The organism is Aliikangiella coralliicola (assembly GCF_007004725.1).
Classification (GTDB): Bacteria; Pseudomonadota; Gammaproteobacteria; order Enterobacterales; family Kangiellaceae; genus Aliikangiella; species Aliikangiella coralliicola.
On record NZ_ML660163.1, the window covers coordinates 447205 to 471382 of the forward strand.

Annotated in this window: 20 protein-coding genes; all 20 read right to left on the reverse strand. The window is 42.4% G+C overall.

The genetic code is table 11. The features are described 5' to 3' along the window. Positions 1–81: 81 nt before the first annotated feature. Complete coding sequence (locus FLL46_RS10595) at positions 82–1161, reverse strand: mechanosensitive ion channel family protein (RefSeq protein WP_142893485.1); 1080 nt, start codon at positions 1159–1161, stop codon at positions 82–84. An 11-nt stretch (positions 1162–1172) separates the two neighbouring features. Beyond that, positions 1173–2612, reverse strand: a complete 1440-nt coding sequence (gene nuoN, locus FLL46_RS10600; RefSeq protein WP_246119296.1) for an NADH-quinone oxidoreductase subunit NuoN — start codon at positions 2610–2612, stop codon at positions 1173–1175. Next, positions 2612–4147, reverse strand: a complete 1536-nt coding sequence (locus FLL46_RS10605) for an NADH-quinone oxidoreductase subunit M (RefSeq protein ID WP_142893486.1) — start codon at positions 4145–4147, stop codon at positions 2612–2614. The genes nuoN and FLL46_RS10605 overlap by 1 nt, the downstream gene beginning before the upstream one ends. A gap of 222 nt (positions 4148–4369) precedes the next feature. Then, positions 4370–6337, reverse strand: a complete 1968-nt coding sequence (gene nuoL, locus FLL46_RS10610; protein ID WP_142893487.1) for an NADH-quinone oxidoreductase subunit L — start codon at positions 6335–6337, stop codon at positions 4370–4372. 15 nt (positions 6338–6352) lie between these two features. Then, positions 6353–6658, reverse strand: a complete 306-nt coding sequence (nuoK, locus tag FLL46_RS10615) for an NADH-quinone oxidoreductase subunit NuoK (protein ID WP_142893488.1) — start codon at positions 6656–6658, stop codon at positions 6353–6355. Beyond that, complete coding sequence (locus FLL46_RS10620) at positions 6655–7293, reverse strand: NADH-quinone oxidoreductase subunit J (RefSeq protein WP_142893489.1); 639 nt, start codon at positions 7291–7293, stop codon at positions 6655–6657. Before FLL46_RS10620 ends, nuoK begins: the two co-directional genes overlap by 4 nt. Positions 7294–7402: 109 nt before the next feature. Next, positions 7403–7894, reverse strand: coding sequence for an NADH-quinone oxidoreductase subunit NuoI (nuoI, locus tag FLL46_RS10625; RefSeq protein ID WP_142893490.1), 492 nt, complete (start codon positions 7892–7894; stop codon positions 7403–7405). 71 nt (positions 7895–7965) lie between these two features. Next, a complete protein-coding gene (gene nuoH, locus FLL46_RS10630) occupies positions 7966–9018 on the reverse strand; it encodes an NADH-quinone oxidoreductase subunit NuoH (RefSeq protein WP_210418663.1) in 1053 nt (350 codons plus the stop codon). Next, entirely contained in the window at positions 9015–11207 is a 2193-nt protein-coding gene (gene nuoG / locus FLL46_RS10635; RefSeq protein WP_142893491.1) for an NADH-quinone oxidoreductase subunit NuoG, read from the reverse strand. The genes nuoH and nuoG overlap by 4 nt, the downstream gene beginning before the upstream one ends. Before the next feature lie 112 nt (positions 11208–11319). After that, the gene (nuoF, locus tag FLL46_RS10640) at positions 11320–12591 is read right to left on the reverse strand and encodes an NADH-quinone oxidoreductase subunit NuoF (RefSeq protein WP_142893492.1); all 1272 of its coding nucleotides are present in this window, start codon (positions 12589–12591) and stop codon (positions 11320–11322) included. Between the two features lie 2 nt (positions 12592–12593). After that, positions 12594–13196: an NADH-quinone oxidoreductase subunit NuoE gene (nuoE, locus tag FLL46_RS10645; RefSeq protein WP_142893493.1), complete on the reverse strand. Its 603-nt coding sequence runs from the start codon at positions 13194–13196 to the stop codon at positions 12594–12596. Further along, positions 13196–14449, reverse strand: coding sequence for an NADH-quinone oxidoreductase subunit D (locus FLL46_RS10650; protein ID WP_142893494.1), 1254 nt, complete (start codon positions 14447–14449; stop codon positions 13196–13198). The genes nuoE and FLL46_RS10650 overlap by 1 nt, the downstream gene beginning before the upstream one ends. Before the next feature lie 189 nt (positions 14450–14638). Further along, positions 14639–15292, reverse strand: coding sequence for an NADH-quinone oxidoreductase subunit C (locus FLL46_RS10655; RefSeq protein WP_142893495.1), 654 nt, complete (start codon positions 15290–15292; stop codon positions 14639–14641). 10 nt (positions 15293–15302) lie between these two features. Then, positions 15303–15887: a NuoB/complex I 20 kDa subunit family protein gene (locus FLL46_RS10660; RefSeq protein WP_246119297.1), complete on the reverse strand. Its 585-nt coding sequence runs from the start codon at positions 15885–15887 to the stop codon at positions 15303–15305. Further along, positions 15878–16234 carry an NADH-quinone oxidoreductase subunit A gene (gene ndhC / locus FLL46_RS10665; RefSeq protein ID WP_142893496.1) on the reverse strand — a complete coding sequence of 119 codons (357 nt, stop codon included), beginning with the start codon at positions 16232–16234 and terminating at the stop codon, positions 15878–15880. Before ndhC ends, FLL46_RS10660 begins: the two co-directional genes overlap by 10 nt. A 617-nt stretch (positions 16235–16851) precedes the next feature. Further along, positions 16852–18429, reverse strand: a complete 1578-nt coding sequence (lnt, locus tag FLL46_RS10670) for an apolipoprotein N-acyltransferase (protein WP_142893497.1) — start codon at positions 18427–18429, stop codon at positions 16852–16854. An 81-nt stretch (positions 18430–18510) separates the two neighbouring features. Next, positions 18511–19380, reverse strand: a complete 870-nt coding sequence (locus tag FLL46_RS10675; RefSeq protein WP_142893498.1) for a CorC family transporter — start codon at positions 19378–19380, stop codon at positions 18511–18513. A 156-nt stretch (positions 19381–19536) separates the two neighbouring features. Continuing rightward, entirely contained in the window at positions 19537–22176 is a 2640-nt protein-coding gene (locus FLL46_RS10680) for a TonB-dependent receptor plug domain-containing protein (protein WP_142893499.1), read from the reverse strand. 478 nt (positions 22177–22654) lie between these two features. Further along, complete coding sequence (gene ybeY / locus FLL46_RS10685; RefSeq protein ID WP_210418664.1) at positions 22655–23113, reverse strand: rRNA maturation RNase YbeY; 459 nt, start codon at positions 23111–23113, stop codon at positions 22655–22657. Positions 23114–23117: 4 nt separating this feature from the next. Next, entirely contained in the window at positions 23118–24173 is a 1056-nt protein-coding gene (locus tag FLL46_RS10690) for a PhoH family protein (RefSeq protein ID WP_142893500.1), read from the reverse strand. Between the last annotated feature and the right edge of the window lie 5 nt (positions 24174–24178).

The following is a 24178-nucleotide window of genomic DNA, read 5'->3' on the forward strand; positions in this document are numbered from 1 at the left end:
GACTGGTAATGAGTAACTAGTAATGAATAACTGGTAGCGCCTGAAATAAAAACTCAGTAGTAGATATTCAAAATAAAAATGTTATTCGCTTTCAGAAGGCAGTTGTCTTAAATTGACATCCCTTTGTGGGAATGGAATATTGATCCCTTGCTCATTGAATATGTCGTAAACAGCTTCATTTAAAATATCGCTCACCTGTCCTCTTAAAACAGGTTCAGCAACCCAGCATAACAACTCAAAATTGAGACTAGAGTCACCGAAAGTACGAAAACGAACTCTGGGTTCAGGGTCCTGTTCAACTTTAGGGGCTCTTTCTATTGCGGATAGCAATGCCTTTCTAACTTTTTTCACATCACTACCATAGGCTACGCCAACTTGAATTCGGATGCGAAATTTACTGTGTGGGCCAGCGGTTTCATTGATAACTTTAGTGTTCCCCATAATCGCGTTTGGAACGATAATTTCTACATCGTCTCGAGTGAGAATTCGCGTACTTCGAATCCCGATGTGCGTGACCATTCCACGCTCACCGCTATCTAAAACGATAAAGTCGCCAATTTTATATGGTGTGTCTGCCATAATAAAAACACCAGCAAATAAATTAGCCAGTGTATCTTTGGCCGCAAAGCTAAGCGCCAAACCGAGGATACCTGCAGAGGCCACCCACGCAGAAACATTAATATCCCAGGCAACTAATATTAAATAAAGCGCGGCACCATAAAAAATTATAACTGCCAGATTTTGGAATAACGGCAAGGTATGTCTTTGAACCATTTTAAATTTGGCATCATCTCGACTAAGATGCTTCAATACGAATTGAGAAAAGCTAACAACGCACCTTACCCAGAAGAAAACAGCAATGGTTGCTAAAACTGAACCAATAAACGGTAGCTGCTCTTCAAATAATTGAGAACGAATGGCGGCTAGGTGTATGCCAATTAATAGAATTGACATACTGACAGGTTTTTTTAGCACGCCAAACATATGATCATCGATTGGACTACTTGTTCTGCCGGCACCATGAATTTGAAGGCGATTAAGAATAGACTTCGCAATAACCGACGCAACTGCGCTAATCAGTACAATGAGCGATGCCTGCACTAACCGATCTTCTGAAATAATCGGTAGGTATTCCTGCATAATTTGCTGCAACCAGTCCACAGTTAATCTCCTTAGCTAATAAGTCCAAATGCGCTTAAGCAATACTGGTAAATACTGTCTGGCATAATTCCGAGCATAATCAATAACAAACAGTTAATACTGATGGCTATTTTTAGTGAACGGCTTGAGGTAATCGCAGGGCTTTCATTCGTTTCCGCAAAAAACATTTCTTTAATAACCTGCAAATAGTAAAACAACCCAACTACCGAAAAGGCAATGGCAATAATTGCTTCTAATACAAAGCCGTTAATAATTAAATGACGAAAAATTTCCAACTTGGGCCAAAACCCAATAAAAGGTGGTATTCCTGCCATAGAAACCATAACAACAGAAAACATCAAACCATACCATGGATGATATTTTCCAAGACCTTGTAAATCGGTAATCTGCTGGTATTCGTTTTTGTCGGTACTCATAAAAATAACAATACCAAAACCTGCCAGAGTCATAAGCGCATAAACAATGATGTAATACATCGCAGCTGAATAACTAGCATCAGTACCGGGAACCACACCCAGTAAAAAATAACCGACATGCGCAATTGCAGAGTAGGCCAACAGACGTTTTAAATTTCTTTGGGCCAACGCAATCACATTACCAAAAGCGACTGATAGCAACGCTACGATTAGAATCATTTCAGACCAGTCGCTAATAAATTGTCCAAATGCTTCAACCAATAACCTTATGAGCATACCGAAGGCAGCGATTTTGGGAACGCTAGCGATAAATGCGGTGATAGAACTTGGTGAGCCGTGATAAATATCAGGTAACCACATATGAAACGGAACCGCACCAAACTTGAACGCCAGCCCGATAACGATAAAGACTAAACCAAACTGGCTAATTAAATTAACCTGGTTAGTCGCATAATAATCACTCACACTACTGATAATGATGCTACCGGTTGCGCCATAAACCAGGGAGATTCCATACAGCAGAAAACCGGACGCTAACCCTCCCATCACAAAGTATTTTACCGCAGACTCAGAAGCTAACTTAGAATCCCGTTGTAACGCAATCAGGGCATACAGCGACAGTGATAATAGTTCCAATCCAAGGTAAATTGTTAGAAAGCTATTTCCCGACACCATAATCATCATACCGAGAACAGCAAACAAAGTGAGTAAATAATATTCACCACGCATCAAACTACGATGATTGATAAATGCACGAGCATAAAACAAGGCAATAAAAGTAATGGTGTAAATGGCAAGTTTAAGAACAACTGCTAACTGATCGGCAATCCAATGCCCGTTAAATGCAATTTCTTTGGGTGCATTTAAATCATTAAAACCCAACACAAACAAAACAAACAAACTCAATTGAGTCAATGTAAATGTCAGTTTCCTCTCTTTATCTCTTTGAAAAAGATCAACTATCATGATCACGCAGAGTGCAATCAATAAAAATATCTCTGAAGTGATTAGCGAAAAATTCATAGAGTCATTCATTAGGAACACATTCCTTCAGGCGATAACTTTGATACCAAATTACAATCAATTAAATGTTCAACACTGGGTTGCATAATCTCCAGCAGCGGTGCCGGGTACAAGCCAAACACCAGCACCATAATAGCTAGCACGATCATCACTATGTGCTCGCGTACCAACAGATCCTGAAGCGAGGCGACTTTGTCATTAGCAATTTCACCGAATATCACACGCTTATACATCCACAGTGTGTATGCAGCCGCTAAAATTAATGTTAGCCCCGCGACTGCAGCGATCCAGAAATTAACCTTCAGGCTGGCGATAATAACCAGAAACTCTCCAACAAACCCCGAAGTTCCAGGCAACCCTGCATTCGCCATAGCGAATAACATAAAAAACATGGCAAACCTCGGCATAGTGTTTACAACTCCACCGTAATCCGCAATTTCACGGCTATGAACGCGATCATATAAGACGCCGATACACAAAAATAACGCGCCAGAAATAAAACCATGAGAAATCATTTGTACCATTGCCCCCTGAATTCCCATGATTGCAGCATCCAGGTGCTTTCCTTCTACCAGCGAAAAACTGATAAATAAACCTAAAGAAACAAACCCCATATGGGCAATGGAAGAATAAGCAACCAACTTTTTCATGTCTTTTTGTGCGAGCGCGACCAAACCGATATAACCGATAGCAATCAACGAAAGCACTATCATAAAATTAGCCATTGCCATGGAAGCGTCTGGCACTATCGGCAGCATGAAGCGGACAAAACCATAGGTGCCCATTTTCAGCATGATTGCCGCTAATATGACAGAGCCACCAGTGGGCGCTTGAACGTGAGCATCTGGTAACCAGGTATGTACCGGCCACATAGGAACCTTGACAGCGAAAGCGATTAGAAATGCAAAAAACAATAATTTTTGCGTATCAAGATCGATGACCAGTTGGTGCATCGAAAAAATATCAAAACTTGCTGCTTGTTTGCCAAGATAAATCAAAGCAATAAGTAAAAAAACGGATCCTAAAAAGGTATACAGGAAAAACTTTAGCGTGGCATAGATTCTGTTTGGTCCTCCCCAAATTCCGATTATCAGGAACATAGGAACTAGCATGGCTTCCCAAAAGACATAAAACAAAATTGAATCTGTCGCTGCGAAAACACCATTCATCAACCCGCCCATAATTAAAAAACCGGCGAGGTAGTGCGACATCCTAAACTTAATGTTGTTCCAACTTGCAATAACGACTATCAGTGTCATCAATGAAGTGAGCACAATTAATGGAAATGAAAATCCATCAACACCGAGAGAATAACGAATGTCTAAACTTTCTATCCAGCTTCTGTCTTCGGTGAATTGAATAAAGTAGCGGCTGCTATCAAATACTGAAAGCGCCCATACACTTAAAACAAAAGTGGCTAACGCGGTAATCAAAGAGAGCCACTGGGTGACATTTTTATGTTTCTGTCCCGGTCCAAATAATACGAGCAATCCACCGGAAACTGGTAGCCAGATCAATAAGCTTAATATGGGTAGTTTTTCAATCATTCTTTTAATTAAACCCTTAAACCTTTTATTAACTTCCGTTCGCCATGGGAAATATTATTTTGCGTTAGACAAGCAGAAGCTTAACTCAACACTTCATCCCAACTCTGAACTCCTATGTTGAGTTGTACCGTAAAAGCACGAAACTAACTCAACCTACAAACTTATCATTTATGGCTTATGACTTATTATTTACTACATTATTTACTACTTACTAAAGCTTGTTTATCCCGCTAACGCTCGCCAATAAATCCACGCCAAAAATGCGAGTAAACCAACAACCATGACTAACACATAGTGATATAAATAGCCGCTTTGAATTTTTCTCACCTGACCCGATATTGCCGCGACAGTTTTTGCACTACCATTAACCAACCAGCCATCGATCAAACCAGCATCAATCCATTTCCAGAAACGTGTTCCCAGTCCGACACCACCGGCAGAAATATAATCTATATACACCTTGTCAAAATAATAATGGTTGGTGAGAACCTTGTTTACAACGCCAAGTTTTTGACTGAGCATTTCTCTCCAGGCAGGTTTAACAACGGTAAAAATATACGCTGTTAAAACACCGAACACTGCAAACCAGAATGGCAATGTGAAAAAGGCGTGTAATCCTAAAGCAAAGGGCTTCTGGTATTCTTCAACCATTGGTGCAATCACGTCATGATTTTCCGCTACGCTAATCGCCGTTCCAAAAAACTCGCCCGACATAATGGGCGCAGCAATCCACCAACTAATCATCAGTGACGGAATAGCTAACAGCACCAAAGGAATCCACACAACCGCGGGTGATTCTTTTAGATGCGATTTGCAATGTTCATCCATCCGTTCTTTGGTGTGGAACACCAGGAAGAACATTCTGAAGGAATACAAGGCGGTAAAAAACACGCCAATCAACACTGCATAATAAGCGTAATCCGCTGCTGCAAGTTGCGAGTTTTGTGCCGCTAAAATAATGGCTTCCTTGGAATAAAAACCTGAGAAAAAGGGTGTACCTATTAACGCTAATGAACCAATCAAACAGGTGGTATAAGTGATCGGCATATATTTTCTTAAATTCCCCATCTTTCGAATATCCTGCTCGTGATGCATCGCGATAATTACCGAACCTGCTCCGAGGAATAACAGTGCTTTGAAAAATGCATGGGTTGCCAAGTGAAATATGGCAACAGAATATGCAGAAGCCCCTAAAGCAACGACCATGTAACCTAGCTGAGATAACGTCGAATAGGCCACCACTCTTTTGATATCGTTTTGCACCACTCCAAGAAATCCCATAAATAATGCAGTGGTTGCGCCAATCACTAAAATAACATTTAACGCGACTTCAGAGAGTTCGAATATCGGTGACATTCGCGCCACCATAAAAACGCCTGCAGTCACCATTGTTGCCGCATGAATTAATGCAGAAATAGGCGTTGGGCCTTCCATGGAGTCTGGTAACCAAACATGCAAAGGTACTTGCGCAGATTTTCCCATCGCGCCGATAAATAAACCGATGCACACGAAAGTAATACCGGACCAGAAAGTTTCGTCAGTAATTGGTATTTGGACATCGGTAAAACCTTGCTTTATCTGTTCAAATACCGGGGCATAATCTAAGGTGCCAAATATCATGTAGACACCGGCAATCCCGAGCAAGAAGCCAAAGTCACCGACTCTATTAACTAAAAAGGCTTTCAAGTTAGCAAATATTGCCGTCGGCTTTTTGTACCAAAACCCGATTAACAAATACGAAACCAGACCTACAGCTTCCCAACCAAAAAATAATTGAAGGAAATTATTCGCCATCACTAAAACCAGCATCGCGAATGTAAATAACGAAATATAAGAGAAAAAGCGTTGATATCCCGGATCTTCTTTCATATACCCGATGGTATACACATGAACCATCAGTGATACAAAAGTCACCACCGCCATCATGGTTGCGGTCAGTGAATCAATTAAAAATCCGACTTGTAAATTAAGGCTGCCTATTTGCGCCCAGGTGTACAATGTTAAGTTCAAGGGTTCACTATCACCGATGACATAACCGAGCGCTGTATTAATAGACAAGGCACAAGACACACCAACTGCAGCAATGGTCAGGCGATGTGCCCAGTTTCGACCGATAAATTGACCACCTAATCCCACAATAATTGCTGCAGCAAGTGGTAGAAGAACGATAGCGAGCAGTATATCTTGCATAGTATTAAACCTTGGCTATCCTTTTAGTTGATTAAGTTGTTCAACATCAATAGTGGCTCTATTGCGAAATAATACGACAATAATTGCCAATCCTATCGCGGCTTCAGCGGCAGCTACTGTGAGAATAAAAAATACAAAAACCTGCCCCGCGGTATCCTCAAGAAAATGAGAAAAAGCGATAAAGTTAGTATTCACTGCTAGTAACATCAATTCGATACACATTAACAACGTAATTACGTTTTTACGGTTGATGATAATACCCGCGACACTAATGGCGAACAAAATGGCGCTTAATAATAAATAATCGGATAAACCTATCATTCCTCAGCTTCCTCATTACTCTCAGACTTTGGAGCGGTTTTGACGGCATCCATTTTCAATACCTTCAGACGGTTTTTCTTATTCGCCGCGAGCTGTTTACTAATAACCTGCGCCTTACGACTGCGACGCCCGCGGAAAGTTAGCGCGATAGCGGCGATAATAGCCACCAGTAAAATTACCGCAGCAATTTCAAAGGCGAGAACATAATCGGTGTAAAGCACTCGGCCCAATTCTTTAATATTGGAATAATCTTCTGGTTTTGGTGCGGGAGACGCGTAAGCTTCTCCAGAAAAATCGCCATGGGTAATAAAGCTGTATAAAATTGCAAAAAAACCAAGTGCAATTATCAAAGCGAGCGGCAACTTTTTCACAAATCCTTGTCTGAGTGCTGCATAGTCAACATCTAACATCATCACCACAAATAGCAACAGCACCATCACCGCGCCGACATAGACAACAATCAAACTAACCGCTAAAAATTCAGCTTCCAGCAACATCCAGATTCCAGAGGCCGAAGCAAAAGCCAGTACTAAAAATAGTGCTGCTTTTACCGAATGTTTGCTACTAATGACCATCAATGCAGCAAAGATAAGCCAGGCAGCAAAACTGTAAAAAACAATAACTTGAAAACTCATTAACTAGTCTCTAATTGTGTTGTTTCTCCCCCCTCTCATTAGGAGAGTAAGGAAATCGAATAACTCAAAATCTGTAGTGATTCATTTTTCTTATCTAATCGTCTTTCTATCATCGATATTTAGCGTCGGCCTCACGATCAGCTGCAATCTGTTCCTCGTTAAGTCTGCCAACTTCCAGCAACATTTCTTTTGTCATGATATGTTCGCCACGATTTTCAAAGTGGTAATCAAAAATTCTGGTTTCCACAATGGAATCTACTGGACAGGACTCCTCGCAAAAACCACAAAAAATACATTTAAATAAATCAATTTCATATTTTGTGGTTCGACGCGAACCATCTTTTTCTCTTGGGCCCGCTTCAATCGTAATCGCAGAGGCGGGGCAAACAGCCTCGCATAATTTACAAGCAATACATCGTTCCTCACCATTGGGATAAGAACGAAGCGCATGCAATCCTCTAAACCTGGGAGACTGAGGTGTTCTCTCTTCAGGAAACTGTACGGTTACTTTTCGCCGAAACATATTTGCCCAGGTCACTCGTAACCCCTTGAGCAACTCAACCAACAAAAAGCTATTGAGAAACTGTTTAACGGTTTTCATCAGAATTTTCCATTGTCACTGTTTTCTATCATCAAAACTTTCACTGGTAATCTTCACCTGAAAAATCATTATTAATTAAAAGGCCACACGTTGGACTTTATCCAGATCGCAACAACTGGTAACCAAACGAGCGTAACCGGGATAAATACTTTCCAACCCAAGCGCATAATCTGATCGTATCGAAACCGAGGAAACGTCGCTCGGATCCAAAGTAAGCCAAATAAGAAAATAGATGCTTTTATCAATAACCAGATAGTCCCGGGTATCCATGCGGTCATCTCATCCAGCATGCCGTAGCCTTCAAATGGCGATAACCAACCACCAAAAAAGAGCAAGGCAGTCAGAAACGAAATCAAAATCATATTGGCATATTCAGCGAGGAAAAATAACGAAAAGGCCATACCGCCATATTCAACATGAAACCCCGCAACGATTTCTGATTCGCCTTCGGCCATATCGAACGGTGCACGATTAGTTTCAGCGACACCTGATATCCAATAAACCACTAAAAGCGGGAATAACGGAATCCAGAACCATTGGAAAATTCCTCCTGACTGCGAAAGGACAATTTCTCCAAGGTTCATGCTTTGCGAACACATCAATACACCAACCAACGCAAATCCCATGGCTAATTCATAAGAAACAATTTGTGCAGCGCTTCGCATTGCGCCTAAAAATGCATATTTTGAATTCGATGCCCAACCGGCGATGATGACGCCGTAAACACCAATTGAAGTCATTGCCAAAATATAAAGCAGTCCGGCATTCACGTCGGCCAGAACAACACCAGCGTCAAACGGAACAACAGCCCAAGCCGCAAACGATGGGCCAATAAAAAGAATCGGTGCCATCACAAACAAAGTTTTACTCGCACCGCGCGGCACCACAATTTCTTTCATGATCAACTTAACGGTATCAGCGATTGGTTGCAGCCAACCTTTTGGGCCAACTCTGTTCGGGCCTAAGCGGAGTTGCATATAACCAATAATCTTTCGTTCTGCATAAGTCGTGTAAGCAACAGCTAAAATTAGCGGGATTAAAATCGCTACAATTTTCAGCAAGATCCAGAACGCCGTCTCTGCCCAGACCATCAAATCGCTAAACATAAATTCAGATTCCGTCATATGGTTTTTACTCTCGAAATACTGATAGGATGCGTTGAAGCTTTGGGTGTCTGTTGAAGCGCTTTAGCCCTTCTTACCATGGGGTCGACCATGTACAAACCTAAACACTCGCGGCTGGCCTCTTGTTCACTGACTTGCATAAGTGGTGGTGGCACTTTTCTAGCAACGCGTATATCCCCTACGGCTTCAAACTTTTCGTGCAATTCATCAATGACTTGCTTTGACGACTCATAATCAAACCCGCTCAGTTCAAATAAGTTGGCCAAAACACGCAGCACTTTCCAACCAGGACGCGCATCTCCCGGCGCCGAAACAGACGCAGCAAAAGATTGCCACTTTCCTTCCACATTAATGTAAGTTCCTGAGGTTTCGTAGCATCCAGCGATCGGTAACATAATATCGGCATACTCTGGCACCCGACCGTCAGCAAATGGCGTTAACGCTATGACACACTCAGCATTTTGTAAATTCTGCAGCGCTTGTTTAGACCAGACACTTTCCACATCAGGTTCACAATTAATCAGGAAATAGCTTTTTAAACCCGAGGTCAGCATTTGTTTTGCATTTTTTCCAGGTTCAGATTTACCTCCGGCAGCCGACTGCATAGGCACTGCGCCCGCAATTTTGTTGCCTGCTGCGTTGCATCCTAAAGTCATGTATCCCCAATCAGACTGAGTGACACTGGCCAAAGATTCTGCCAGCCAATTAATAATTTCTGCTTGTGGGTGTTCTTGAACATAAACCCCCATTAAAATGCAAGATGCTTCGTTATCAACCAGGTTTTTTGCAATCTGTTGATGAGTGTCGTTGGCTTCAATTCCGTTTAGCCACTCTTTGGCCTCAGCACTCAACACATCAGGATTTATTGCGTCCGCCGCCACCAAAACCGCAGCAAATTCTTGTGCGAGCATCTTGGCCTCAGGCTGTAACTCCTGGGTCAGTCGAAAGTTATATTCGCCATCAAAAGGATTGATCGCCATCACTTTCCCAAAACCAGTGGACTTTCTAACTCTGAGAGAAGTGAGTGGTTGCTCATGACGCAAGTCTGCGGCAATTAACAATGTGGCATCCATGTGATCGATTTTTTCCATCGGGAAATTAAATCCCGACCTAACGCTCCCACGACCATCTCCTGAAAAGTCTCGCCGTCGAACTCGAAAATCGATGTTATTACAGCCAACACCGCGAATAAATTTTTGTGCCAGGTAACTTTCTTCGGTAGTAATATTATTACCAACCAGAACGCCGAAATCTTCGCCGTTCGAAGCCCCGATGATTCGTTTCATTTCGCTCACAACGGCGTTGAGCGCAGTTTCCCACTCGGTGTCTTGCCATTCACCATTTTGTTTTATCCGCGGCTTTAACAGGCGTTCGCTGTCCGTGAGTGCCTGGTAAGAAAAACGATCTCGATCGGAAAGCCATACTTCGTTGATTGATTCATTTTCTCTCGGTACAACCCGAATAATCTCACGCCCACGATGATGAACATAAACATTCGATCCTAAACAATCATGAGCCGCAATTGACGCTGACTGTCTCAATTCCCAGGCGCGGGCTTTGAACAATGAAGGTTTGGCGGTTAGCGCTCCTACGGGACAAAGATCGATAATGTTGGCGGAAACTTCTGACTCGATAGCCCCCTCAATATAGGTGCCAATCTCAACATGTTCCCCACGACCAGTAGCACCCATTTCACGAATGCCGACCACTTCCTGTCCAAATCGAACACAACGAGTGCAATGAATGCACCGAGTCATATCCGTGGCTATTAACGGCCCGAGATTTTTATCTTCAACAACTCTTTTGCCTTCGGTAAAACGGCTGATATCTTCACCATAACCAACCGATAAATCTTGTAACTCACATTCCCCACCTTGATCGCAAACAGGACAATCAAGCGGATGATTAATTAATAAAAACTCCATCACTGACTTTTGTGCATCAATAGCCTTTGGCGTCTTAGTTTGAATAATCATTCCCTCAGCCACCGGCGTAGCACAAGCAGGCACGGCTTTAGGTATATTACTAACATCAACCATACACATACGACAATTAGCAGCGACAGACAGTTTTTTGTGGTAACAAAAACGTGGAATATCAATTCCAACTTTATCCGCAACCTCAATAATCATTGAGCCCACTTCGGCTTCTAACTTATTGCCATCGATTTCCAGATGCACTTTACCCATAGTGTTCGACTTTTTGTATACCGTTAGGTTGTTTATCGTTAAACTGTTTTTTGGTTAACTGGCTTTCCGTCTACCATTCATAAAAGACAATTACATATTCGCGCATGACAAATTAAGCTTCAACCATGCTCCGTTTATGTTCAATCATATATTCAAATTCATGCCGGTAATGCTTTAAAAAACCCTGGATTGGCATTGCCGCGGCATCGCCTAATGCACAAATAGTACGGCCCATAATATTTCCAGCCACTCGATCCAGATTATCAATATCCTCTGCTCTTCCCTCGCCTTTTAATATGCGATGGATCACTCGAGACATCCAGCCAGTTCCTTCACGGCATGGAGAACATTGACCACAAGATTCTTCATAATAAAAGTGAGCCGTTACCGCAGCCAATTGAACAATGCAGGTGGTTTCATCAAGCACCATAACCGCCCCCGACCCCAACATCGAACCGGCTTTACCAATCGAATCATAATCCATGGTCAATTCCATCATCACTTCCGCCGGCAAAATTGGCGATGAGGAACCACCCGGAATAACGGCTTTTAACTTTTTACCACCTAAAACTCCCCCTGCCATTTCTAACAAATCGGCAAATGGTAATCCCATGTTAACTTCAAAATTGCCCGGGTTATTAACGTGTCCTGATACAGAGAAAATTTTTGTTCCGCCATTATTCGGTTTTCCGAGATCGAGAAACCATTGCCCGCCGTGTTGCAAAATGGCCGGTACAGATGCATAACTTTCAGTGTTATTAACATTAGTGGGGCGACCAAAAACACCATAGTTTGCTGGGAAGGGCGGTTTAAATCGAGGTTGTCCTTTTTTACCTTCAAGCGATTCAATCAGGGCAGTTTCTTCACCACAAATATAGGCACCTGCGCCCATATGATTGTGTAGCTCAAAATTAATATCGGACCCTAAAATATTTTCTCCCAGGTACTGCTTTTCTTTTGCTTCCGCGATTGCCGCTTCCATTCTCTCAAAGGGCTCGTAAAACTCGCCGCGCATATAGTTGTAACCGACAGTGGCGTTCATCACATAGCCAGCGATAATCATACCTTCGATTAATTGATGCGGGTTATAACGCAGAATATCTCTATCCTTAAATGTCCCAGGCTCTCCTTCATCGGAATTACAAACAACATATTTTTGACCCGGCATATTGCGCGGCATAAAACTCCACTTCAAGCCAGTCGGAAAGCCCGCACCACCGCGACCTCGCAAAGCCGAAAGCTTTAGTTCATCAATGATAGTGTCGTGACAAAGATCGCCGGCAGCAATACGTTTTAACATACTATAGCCACCGACGCTTTCATAAGCTTCTAGTGACCAGGGAGTATCCAGGTGGAGCGTTCTAAAACAAACTTCATTGGTCATGTTTAGTCCTGCGCCTCCCCGGAAAATTCGTTGCTGGAATCAGCGTCGTTTTCATGTTGCTTGCTTGAACTATTTTGTGTTAATTCCACCGCCGCAATATCAGAAAGGATTTGATCGATTTTTTCTTCAGTTAAATTCTCATGATAAACTTTGTCAACTTCAAGCATCGGAGCCCCGCCACAAGCTGCCATACACTCAACGGTTTTGATCGTATAAAGTCCATCTTCTGTGGTTTCACCAACTTTAATATTGAGCCGATTTTGTAAGTGTTCAATAACCTTGTCAGCGCCGCGCAGCGAGCATGAAATATTGTTGCAAACCGAAATAACGTGCCTACCCACTTTATCTAAATGGAACATCGAATAAAAAGTTGCGACTTCGTAAACTGCAACATGAGGAACGTCCAGATATTCTGCAACCGCCTGCATCATTTCTTCAGTTAGATAGTTTCCATTGTGATCTTGCACCACTTTCAACGCAGCGATAATTGGTGGGCGTTTACGCTCCGGTGGATATTTTTTTATCCAGTTATCAATTGCCGTAATTTCTTCTGCCGGAATTAATTTTTTGAGGTGGCGAGTCTGGTCGTAATTAAAGTCAGTCATTAGCGATCGATCTCCCCAAAAACAATATCCATAGTACCAATAATCGCCACCACATCAGCCAGCATATGCCCTTTAGTTAATTCATCCATCGCTGAAATATGAGCAAACCCAGGCGCTCTTATTTTCAGTCGATAAGGTTTATTCGCTCCATCTGAAAGAAGATAAATACCAAATTCTCCTTTGGGGTGTTCAACCGATGCATAGGCTTCGCCTTCAGGCACACAGTAGCCTTCAGTAAATAATTTAAAATGATGAATTAACGATTCCATATCATTCTTAACATCGGCGCGTTTGGGCGGCGCGATTTTGTGATCATCGATCATGACCGGGCCAGGATTGTTTTGCAGCCACTCAATGCACTGACGAATAATCTTGTTTGATTGACGCATTTCTTCAACACGAACCAGGTAACGGTCGTAGCTATCGCCATTTCTGCCAACTGGAATATCAAAATCCAGGTCGGCATACACTTCATAAGGCTGCATTTTTCTCAAATCCCAGGCGACTCCCGATCCTCTCAGCATTGGCCCGGTGAGTCCCAGTTGAAAAGCTCGCTCAGGAGATACAACACCAATACCAACCAGGCGTTGTTTCCAGATTCTATTTTCTGTCAGCAATGACTCATACTCGTCAACACTAGCATCAAAATTCTCACTAAAGTCCCACAAAAAATCCAACAACGAGCCCTGTCGGTTCGCGTTTAATTCTTTTAACTTTTTTTCATTGCGCCAGGGAGATTTTTCATACTGAGGCATAACTTCGGGTAAGTCACGATAAACGCCACCCGGACGATAATAAGTCGCATGCATGCGTGTGCCGGAAACGGCTTCGTAAGCATCCATCAAGGGTTCGCGATCTCGAAAGCAGTACAGGAACATGGTCATCGCGCCAACATCTAAACCATGTGCGCCCAACCACATCAAATGATTGAGTATACGAGTAACCTCGGCAAACAAGACTCTGATATATTGCGCACGTTTCGGCACTTCAACGCCTAACAATTTTTCTATTGCCAGAACGTAAGCGTGTTCATTACACATCATTGACACATAATCGAGACGGTCCATATAACCAATGCTGTGGTTATAGGGTTTGATTTCGGCCAATTTCTCAGTGGCGCGATGTAATAACCCGATATGAGGATCAGCGCGCTCGATGGTTTCGCCATCCATTTCGAGAATCATCCGCAAGACACCATGCGCGGCAGGATGTTGAGGCCCAAAGTTTAATGTGTAATGTTCAATTTCAGCCATATTTTAATTCTATATTTTCTTAGGGTCTGTTTTAAAACACGCTTTTATTAATACACGCTCAGATTTTTATCATTTTATTTTTTCTGTGGTAAGCCGCCAATTCCTGGCCTTAGTTTTTGCTCAGCCTAACGCATACCGAAGTTAGCGGCTTTGACAAATTTTTCTTAATTAAGAATAAAGTTTGAGTAACTAATTTACCGGTCCAGTTGTTTCCTTACGAATAACTTTTGGCACAGAAACTCTTTCTTCTATTGTTACTGGTTCATAAATACATTGTTTTTGTTCTTCGTCGTATCGCATTTCCAATTCACCGATAACTGGAAAATCTTTTCGAAATGGGTGACCGATAAAACCATAGTCTGTCAAAATTCTTCTTAAGTCGGGGTGCCCTTCAAACAGGATGCCGAACAAGTCAAATGCTTCGCGCTCAAACCAGTTTGCGCCGTTCCAAATTTCGACAACACTCGGAATCATCATATCTTCTTCAACAAATACACGAACTCTAATGCGGTGATTCAAAGTGACTGATAGTAAGTGATAAACCACCGCATAACGTGGTTTATCCCAGGTCTGCGAAGGCTGGATAGATTCTCTTCCACGTTCAAATCCGCTGCTTGTTGCTTCGCTGGTTGACCATTCGTCCTGGCCATAGGTAAGGTAATCGACTCCACAAAGATCAATGAGTTGTTCAAACTGGAAATCATCGTGATCGCTTAATGTAGATAAAACCAACAACAAATTTTCTTTACTGACTTCAACAGTGATTTCATCAAGATATTGCCTGGTTGAAAGAACTTTATCCTCTAGATGCTTTTCAACCGCTTGTAATAATTTTTCGGTCATTTGAGGTTCCCTAAACCTGTCGCGCAATCGTATTGGTACGTTTAATTTTGTTCTGAAGTTGAATGACGCCGTAAATCAGCGCTTCAGCAGTTGGCGGGCAGCCAGGGACATAAATATCAACGGGAACGACCCGATCACATCCTCTGACAACTGCATAAGAATAGTGGTAATAACCGCCACCGTTAGCACAGGACCCCATAGAAATAACCCATTTAGGTTCTGGCATCTGATCATAAACTCGCCTTAATGCCGGTGCCATTTTATTGGTGAGTGTGCCGGCCACAATCATTACGTCCGATTGACGAGGACTCGGTCTGAAAACAACGCCAAAACGGTCAAAATCATAGCGAGAGGCACCTGCCTGCATCATTTCAACCGCGCAACAAGCCAGACCGAAAGTCATTGGCCACATAGAGCCGGTTCTCGCCCAGTTGACTAATGTGTCAACGCTTGTAACCAGATAGCCTTTGCCGGCCTGCTGTGGTTGCGCGCCCGGCGCTTCCGTTGGAAGTTTGATGTTAGACGATTCGATATTATCTCGCTTTTGGGTTTGCGCATTTTGACCATTCATCGTGATAGTGCTTTCTACTCCCATTCTAACGCCCCTTTTTTCCATTCATAAATAAAACCGACAACCAGCAAGCCAAGAAATACGCCCATAGCGCCAATGGCAAACCAACTCAGTTCTTGGAAAACAACCCCCCAGGGAAACAGGAAAGCGACTTCAAGGTCGAAAATAATAAATAGGATAGCAACCAGATAAAAACGAACGTCAAACTTGTGACGTGCATCTTCAAAAGCATCGAAACCGCATTCAAACGGAAGTAGCTTGTCTTCAACGTCTTTTCGTGGAGCGGCGAAGAAACCTACCAGCTCCAGAAACGTACCAAAGCCCAGCCCGATCACAATGAATACAAGTATAGGTAAATAGTTCTCTAACATTCCCCTTCCCAGATTCTCTTATCGCTATGCCTTTTTAAAAGACTTTCTAAAAAATAGCAAGCCGTCCCAGTGATATAAGTCAAGATTACAGCGAATAACGGGTTAACTTATCTCAACCTAACATAAATCAATCAGAAACAGTTGATTTTATTCAACTTTTATTAACTATTGTTCTTTAACTTGTGTCTTTTAAGTATACTCTGTTTAATTGATTTGTGATTATAAAAGTGATTTTTTCTTATGATTTTTTTTACTTTGGACATCCACGGAATATTGCACTGCAAACTAGAGCTGAATCAATATAAAATGACATTAGGAAAATCGAGAGATTTTGGTGGCTGATTAGGCGCTCATTGCAGCGCATAGTCATCTATGGGCAAAATGAGCAACGACATCAGACATCAAAATAGCCGATTTTATACTGTCATTTTATATTGATTCAGCTCTATAAGCGGTCCCACAGCGACAATTGGCTCAGGCACCTTATTACAATCGATAGTCTTATCAGCGACGAAATCCCCCCTATTAAAAGAGTGGCTTCCTGATTTTAGAGACGAGATAAACGGCGTTGCAAACGGCAAATATTGGGAAGAATCTATAGCTTTAACTTATAGCTATCACGAACCCTTAGTTTTTCGATACCAGACTGATAAAACAATAAAAACGCTGGAAATCGCCAACAGGGTATAAACTCCAGCAAGCCCCCAACGTCGATAATAAGTAGCAAAATTAGTCATGGGAACCGACATGCGTAGGCTACTCTGTTGATACCGAGGAAGCTGCTTTATTAATGTTCCCCTGGCATCAACAACTGCGGTAATGCCATCATTGGTAGAACGAACCAGGGGGATCCCCAATTCAAGCGACCGCATTCTGGCCATCTGCATATGCTGATAGGGTCCCAGTGATTCTCCAAACCATGCTTCATTGCTAACCGTCACGATAAGCTGAGGGCTCGCTTTGTTTGCAGACTGATTAACAGCAGATAATTCGCGGATAATTTCCGGGTAAGCAATTTCATAACAAATTGCAGGTATCACAGTAAAATTGTCAAACTGCATGGGAACTTGAGGCACATCTGCCGGCGTAAATCCGCTCATTGGCAAATCCAAAAACTTAATCAAGCCACGTAACCATTTTTCCAAAGGAACATACTCACCGAAAGGAACGAGCACTTGCTTGTGGTAGGTTTGTGATTGCTCACCAAATGACTTCAATGCTACAAAACTAAGTTCTCTCGCTTGATCATACTCAGGAATACCGAGAATCAGGTGAGAATTGTTTTGAATCGCTCTTTGTTGGAGATCGTAGGTAATATCCCTCACTTGATGCGCATAGGCGGGAATTGCTCCCTCAGGCCAAACAACCAGATCTGCAGACCACAGCTGTTCAGATTCTTGAAAAAGAATCTCGATAATTTCGGCAAAGTAACGCCTGTCCCACTTTTTCTCCTGCGCAATATTCGGTTGAACTAACGCAACATCTAACGAGTTTTTCTCATTCAACGCTGTTTGTTGTTTAATCGCCGCCGTATCGGTTAGCGTTACTCTGGCAATTAGCGCAACCCCCATTAGCGTCGCCGCGACTCCCCAATACAAACGCCCTTCGGGCCGAGTTAGCCCACAAACAATCGCTGCTGCAATAGCAACAACAAACCAACTAAGACCATATACGCCAAACCAGGTCGCCAATGAAGAAAGCGGTGAGTCGATCTGACTGTATCCTGCCAGTAACCAGGGGAAACCGCTAAATATACTCGATTGTAAAAACTCACTTAGAACCCATAGCGTAGGCGCAATTAATATCACCATTGAGCGTGATGACATTTGGATCGTTTTAATAACTAAATAACTGAAAACGCCCTTAAAAAACGCCCAGAAAACGACAAATAGCAGCGTTAATGACGCAGCGCCTAGCACTGGAACATAGCCGAACTCATGAATGCTGACATAAACCCAACTAACGCCAACGAGAAAACAGCCAAGCCCCCAGTAATAACCGATTTTAAATGGTGATAGCGGGACTGAACGAATTAAAGCCGTAACAAAAAAGAAAAATGAAACAAAAATCAGCGGCCACAAATTCACTGGCGCAAATGCTAGTGGGAAAAGCGCACCACTTAAAAACAAACTAATTCGGCTTTTCAGCGGCGTTTTAAAACACCAGTCTAGCCAGGACTGAATTAATGTAAGCAACGCTAAGTAACCTTATTTTTGTTGATCTTATTTTTAGTGATCTTTTCTGTTGTGATCTTATTTGTAGTATTTCGGATTAGATTATTCGCTGACTTTAGCCAGACTCTGACTTTCGACAAAACTAATACGCAAAAGTTTTATTCTTCGAGTGTCAGCCGAAACGATTTCAAACTTAAGATTATCAATCGTAATCGATTCACCTCTTGCAGGCATATGCCCGAAAGCTTGCATTAAAATACCGCCAATCGTGTCATACTCTTCGTTACTTAGCTCGCAACTGAAATATTCATTGAACTCTTCAATCTCGGTTCGAGCTTTGACGTTATATCGATTGTCAGCAATTTTATGGATATTGTCTTCTTCATCGTCGATATCAAACTCATCTTCGATTTCACCCACAATTTGCTCTAACACATCTTCGATAGTCACCAAACCAGCTACACCACCATATTCATCGACAACAATTGCCATATGATTGCGATTAGCGCGAAATTCTTTCAATAGTGTGTCGAGGCGCTTACTTTCTGGAATGATAACGGCAGGACGTAAATAATCCTTTAAGTTGAATCTGCTGACAGGATCCGCTTCTGATTGAGAGGAAAAGTGAAGCAGGTCTTTGGCTAATAAAATCCCTTCAATATCGTCACGATTATCGCCAATAACTGGAAACCGCGAGTGGCCAGACTCTACTACAGTGGATAACATCGATGAAAAGTCCATTTCTTCGTCAATCACCACCATTTCAGGACGAGGGATCATAATATCTCGCGCTTGAAGCTCGGATATGTGCATGACACCAAGCATCATTGAAAGAAGTTCTGGATTGATTAGGGCATTTTCTTCAGCAACTTTCAAAATTTCGACCAGTTGCTCTCTGTCTTGTGGGGTATCTTGAAAAAGATAAACTATTTTCTCGAACCAACTCCTCGAGGGAGGTTTATCATCGCTCATTGAGAACTTTGCTCTTGTGGCTACAAACAACAGAATTGTAGCAAAGGAACCGGGGAGTTTGGAAGGGATTTGTCAACGTCTGAAGTAAAACTCAATGAAAACAAAAACTGGCGCATAATGCGCCAGTTTCTTAAGAAATATCTAATTGCCTGAACTCTAGAAAGAATAGTTGGCTTTTAGATATAGGAAGCGTCCGTTGAATCCCATTGGAGAGGTTGGTGGAAACTGAGAACCAACAACTGTTGCCCAAGGGTTTAGGTCAGGCTCTTCGTCAAACAGGTTTTTAGCACCTATCGCAAGACGAAGACTTTCATTAGCATTAAAACCAAATTCAGCATCTACTGTCACTGCAGAGCCAGCATCAATCGGTAACGTCGGATCATCGAGGTGTGGCTCGAAATATTCGCCGTAGTAATTTAAGCGGGCTAAAAGATCCCAGTTATCCTGAGAGTGATTGTAAGTAATTGTTGCTCGATCTTCCGGAACATTCTCTTCCAATTGTCTAACTCTTGTATCGTCGATAATGTCAGGATTACGAGAATCAACCTCTGTTGATGTGTGGTTTATCGCAAAGTTTAAGTCATTGTCACCACCGAAACCATCCCACGAATAGCTGATAACTATATCTATACCCTGTGTTGTGGTATCGAAGTCATTGGTGAAGTATCTGATTCCAGTAAAACTGGTCGCATCGTTGATACCTTGTGCTAACAACGCCGTAATATCATCTTGTGTTAACAGTAAAGTAGACGTTTGAGCAATTCGATCAGTCACTTCAATCTGGAACAAGTCAATCGTAACAAACAAGTCTTCATGTTCCCAAACAGCACCAATCGTGAAACTTTCAGATTCTTCTGGTGTTAATGCTTTACCACCTTTTTGAACTGAAATCGGGTTAGTCGGCGGTAAGGTCGCCTGATCAGCGAGTGCACCGTTGGTAAACTGTGTTGATACGTTAATTACGTTAGATTGACCAACAGTCGGCGCTCGAAATCCTGTCGAGACAGAACCACGGAACGCGAATTCATCGCTGGCTTGAAAGTGGCCCGATAATTTCCAGTCAGTGGTATTACCAAAATCACTGAAATCTTCGTATCTAACAGCAAAATCAATCATAAGTGCGTCATTAACGTAGGTTTCTAAATCAATATAAACACCAACGTTACTGCGACTAAACACGCCTGCGGCTTCGGGTTTAAAACCTGGGAATCCGTTTGAACCGATGCCGAATCCTTGAGTTGCGCCATTTCCATTGTTAGCCGCCGGATCGAAGCCCAAAATACCAACTTCGAATGACTTCAAGTCGCCCGGCTTGATTTCAAAGGAATCTTCTCGCCACTCAACACCAGCAGAAAATGTTAGCAATTCAACCACATCAGTTTCTATTTCTTTAGAAATGTCATAGTTTAGCGCTTTTTCTAATTGAATATAGCTTCCAGGCTCAAATGAGGTTGGTGTATTTGGTCCCAGAGAAGCGTTAACCGTGTTACGAATGGTAAAATCAACTGCGTTACGACCTACACTGAAACTCAGATCGTATAACATACCGCTTTCAAACTCACCTTTAGTCCCTAATACAATGGAAGTATCAACTACCTGACCACCAAACCTGGGCGTAAAACCGCCAGGGAACATTGAATTGAATGCAAAACAGTTAGCGCCGGGAAGAGATGCTAGCGCAGCAGGATCGGGTACATTGTTTACTATTTCAACTAAAGGACAGTTGATCTGTTGGTCTGCGCCGGCAAGTGAACCAACAAGCAAAGTCGGTGTTGCATTGTCCCAGGCAGCAGCTCCAGCGGCATCTACTTCTGGATCAGGACGCAGCATTATCGTGCCGTTAACATCCCTGTATATACCAGCAAAGACGCCAGGTCGAGTATTTGGATTACGGAAGAAAAAACCACCGTCGACAGTTCTTTCGGCGTAGTTTCCGAACATATAGGCTTCTTTGTTGTTACCTAAATCAAGTCCGAAATTCCCGAAAAATTTAATATCGTCTTTTACTTCTGGAGAACCCCAAATTTGGGCAGGATCAGCAACATTGGTATTTCCGGCCGCAATCAGCGTTGCAGCATCGCCACGCTGTACACTGCGGCTGGTTGCCTCAGCATCTTTTAGTTCAAAGGTAAAATTTGCAAAACCCCGCTCGCTCAATGGAAGACCGAGGTTTCCAGAAAAAACAGCCGTATCGCCGTCTCCTTCAGCATATTCACCCCAACGGGCTTCAAACTCTCCGCCACTACTATTATCTTTTAGTACAAAGTTAAGTACACCTGCGATTGCGTCTGAACCATATTGAGCAGATGCACCATCACGAAGTATTTCTACCTGTTTTAATGCCATTGCAGGAATGACAGAGACGTCAGGCCCTTGAGAGCCGTCAGCAATACCACCACCAAGGAAAGTAATGACAGCAGAACGGTGACGGCGTTTGCCGTTAACCAGTACAAGTGTGTTATCTGGTGGAAGTCCACGTAAGTTAGCAGGTCTGGTAATGGTTCCAGCGTCACTGATAGGTTGTTCGTTAACATTAAATGAAGGCGCGACCGCTGCCAACAGGGAGGTCATATCGGTCGAGCCATTTTTTGCCATCTCATCCGCTGAAATAACATCAACTGGTACAGGAGAATCTCCAATTGAACGTGGAGCAGCTCGAGACCCTACAATTACCATCGTTTGAGCTTCTTCCTCGCCATCATCGTCTTGCTCTTCCTCAGCAGCATATAAAGGCGTCGAACTAAGCGCGAGCCCCATTGCCAAGATTAAGCTTCTTTTTCTGAAGTTGTTAGCCATGTCTCTATATCCTTTGATTAGATTAGGTTATTTTTATTTTGCCCGGATACTACTTAGATTCTCGAAGCACTTCGTTTATAAAACAGTTATCGCCCAATTGCAAGCTAGAGGAATGGCTGCATATACTAATAAGATATAAGAGAATTAGGGCTGGATATTAATCGAACGGTTAAAACGATGTTAGCAAATAACGCCGAATTTTATGCATTTTTAGCAACAATTCTAAACAGAAGGCAGTGAATAAGCCGCTAATAATGACAAACAAACCATCGTGGAATTAACCAAACTCAGGCCAATGTTGAGAGTGAATATTCAAGCTAATAACATCGGAATTTTACCATTTTTTCGGTTGTTGAGATTTAGAGTAACTCGACAACTAAAAATAAATTAGCCTGAGATTTGGATAAGAGAATTCAACGGCTTTCTCAATAGATAGTTATTTGAATAAGTTAAAATGATTTTTGATGAATTGATTAGCTCAATTATAGGGATCAGCAATTCCAAGAGACGCTAAAATCGAAACTTCCAGCGACTCCATTTCATCTGCTTCATTGGGATCAATATGATCAAAGCCTAACAAATGCAATGTGCCATGAATTAACATATGAGCCCAATGATCTTTGATTGATTTATTTTGCTCAGTCGCTTCCAGTTTCACCACTTCGTTGCACACAACCAGATCACCGAGTAGATCGAGCGGTACTTCTGGCGGAGCTTCGAACGGAAAAGAAAGAATATTGGTTGGTTTGGCTTTATTACGGTAGGTGTGATTTAAATGTTCGCTTTCAGACTCATCGACAATGCGAAGTGTCACTTCAGCCCTTTCTGCAGCATATTTGGCGTGCTCTAAAGCGGACTGAATCCACTTAACAACTTCATCTTGTGCAGGAATGTTCTGAAATTGCTGCGGATTTTGAATATCAACCTCGACAATCATAGACTCACGCCTGACCCGCATCTTGGGTTTTATCGTCTTGTGATTCAAAAGTATTTTCGTCGTTTAGCTCAAATCTTTCATTACGATTTTGCGGCTTTTTTTGAGCAAGCTCATCATTAGCCTCATAGGCACGGACAATCCTCTGAACAACAGGATGTCGCACCACATCGGCAGATTGAAAAAAGGAAAACTTCACACCTTTAACATTACTCAAAATATCGATAGCTTGTCTCAACCCAGAGGTTTTTCCACGAGGTAAATCAATTTGAGTGATATCGCCGGTTATCACCGCTTTTGAATTAAACCCTATTCTGGTTAAAAACATTTTCATTTGCTCGATGGTCGTATTCTGACTTTCGTCCATAATAATAAATGCGTCGTTCAGGGTGCGTCCTCGCATATAGGCTAGCGGGGCCACTTCAATCACATTACGCTCAATCAATTTGGCTACGCGCTCAAACCCGAGCATTTCATATAATGCGTCATATAGTGGTCGCAAATAAGGATCAACTTTCTGATTCAAATCGCCAGGCAAAAAACCGAGCTTTTCACCTGCTTCTACCGCCGGGCGAGTCAATAAAATTCGTCTGATTTCCTGACGCTCAAGCGCATCGACTGCCGCCGCCACAGCAAGATAGGTTTTACCCGTTCCGGCAGGTCCGACACCAAAAGTCACATCACTGGAGAGAATATTTTCAACATAAGTTTGTTGATTAATTCCCCGCGGTCGAATCAATCCTTTTTTGGTCGTGATAACAATGTCTGATGGCTTCTCACTAATGCTATCTGAGAGCTTTTGACAACCTGCCTGAACAATCAAGTGAAGTTTTTCAGTGGTTAAACAACGGTTATCTTCAATTTCCTGATAAAGTTGTTGGATAATTTCCAGCGCGGCCTCTACGTGTGCATCCTCGCCAATAATTTTAAAAACATTAGCACGATTATTAATTTCTACACCGAGACGTTTTTCCAATAGACGAAAATTTTCGTCAAGGTGTCCACTCAGAATCGCCAGATACTGATTGTCATAGGGGTCGAGAATAAATTCCTTGGTTACCATCAATG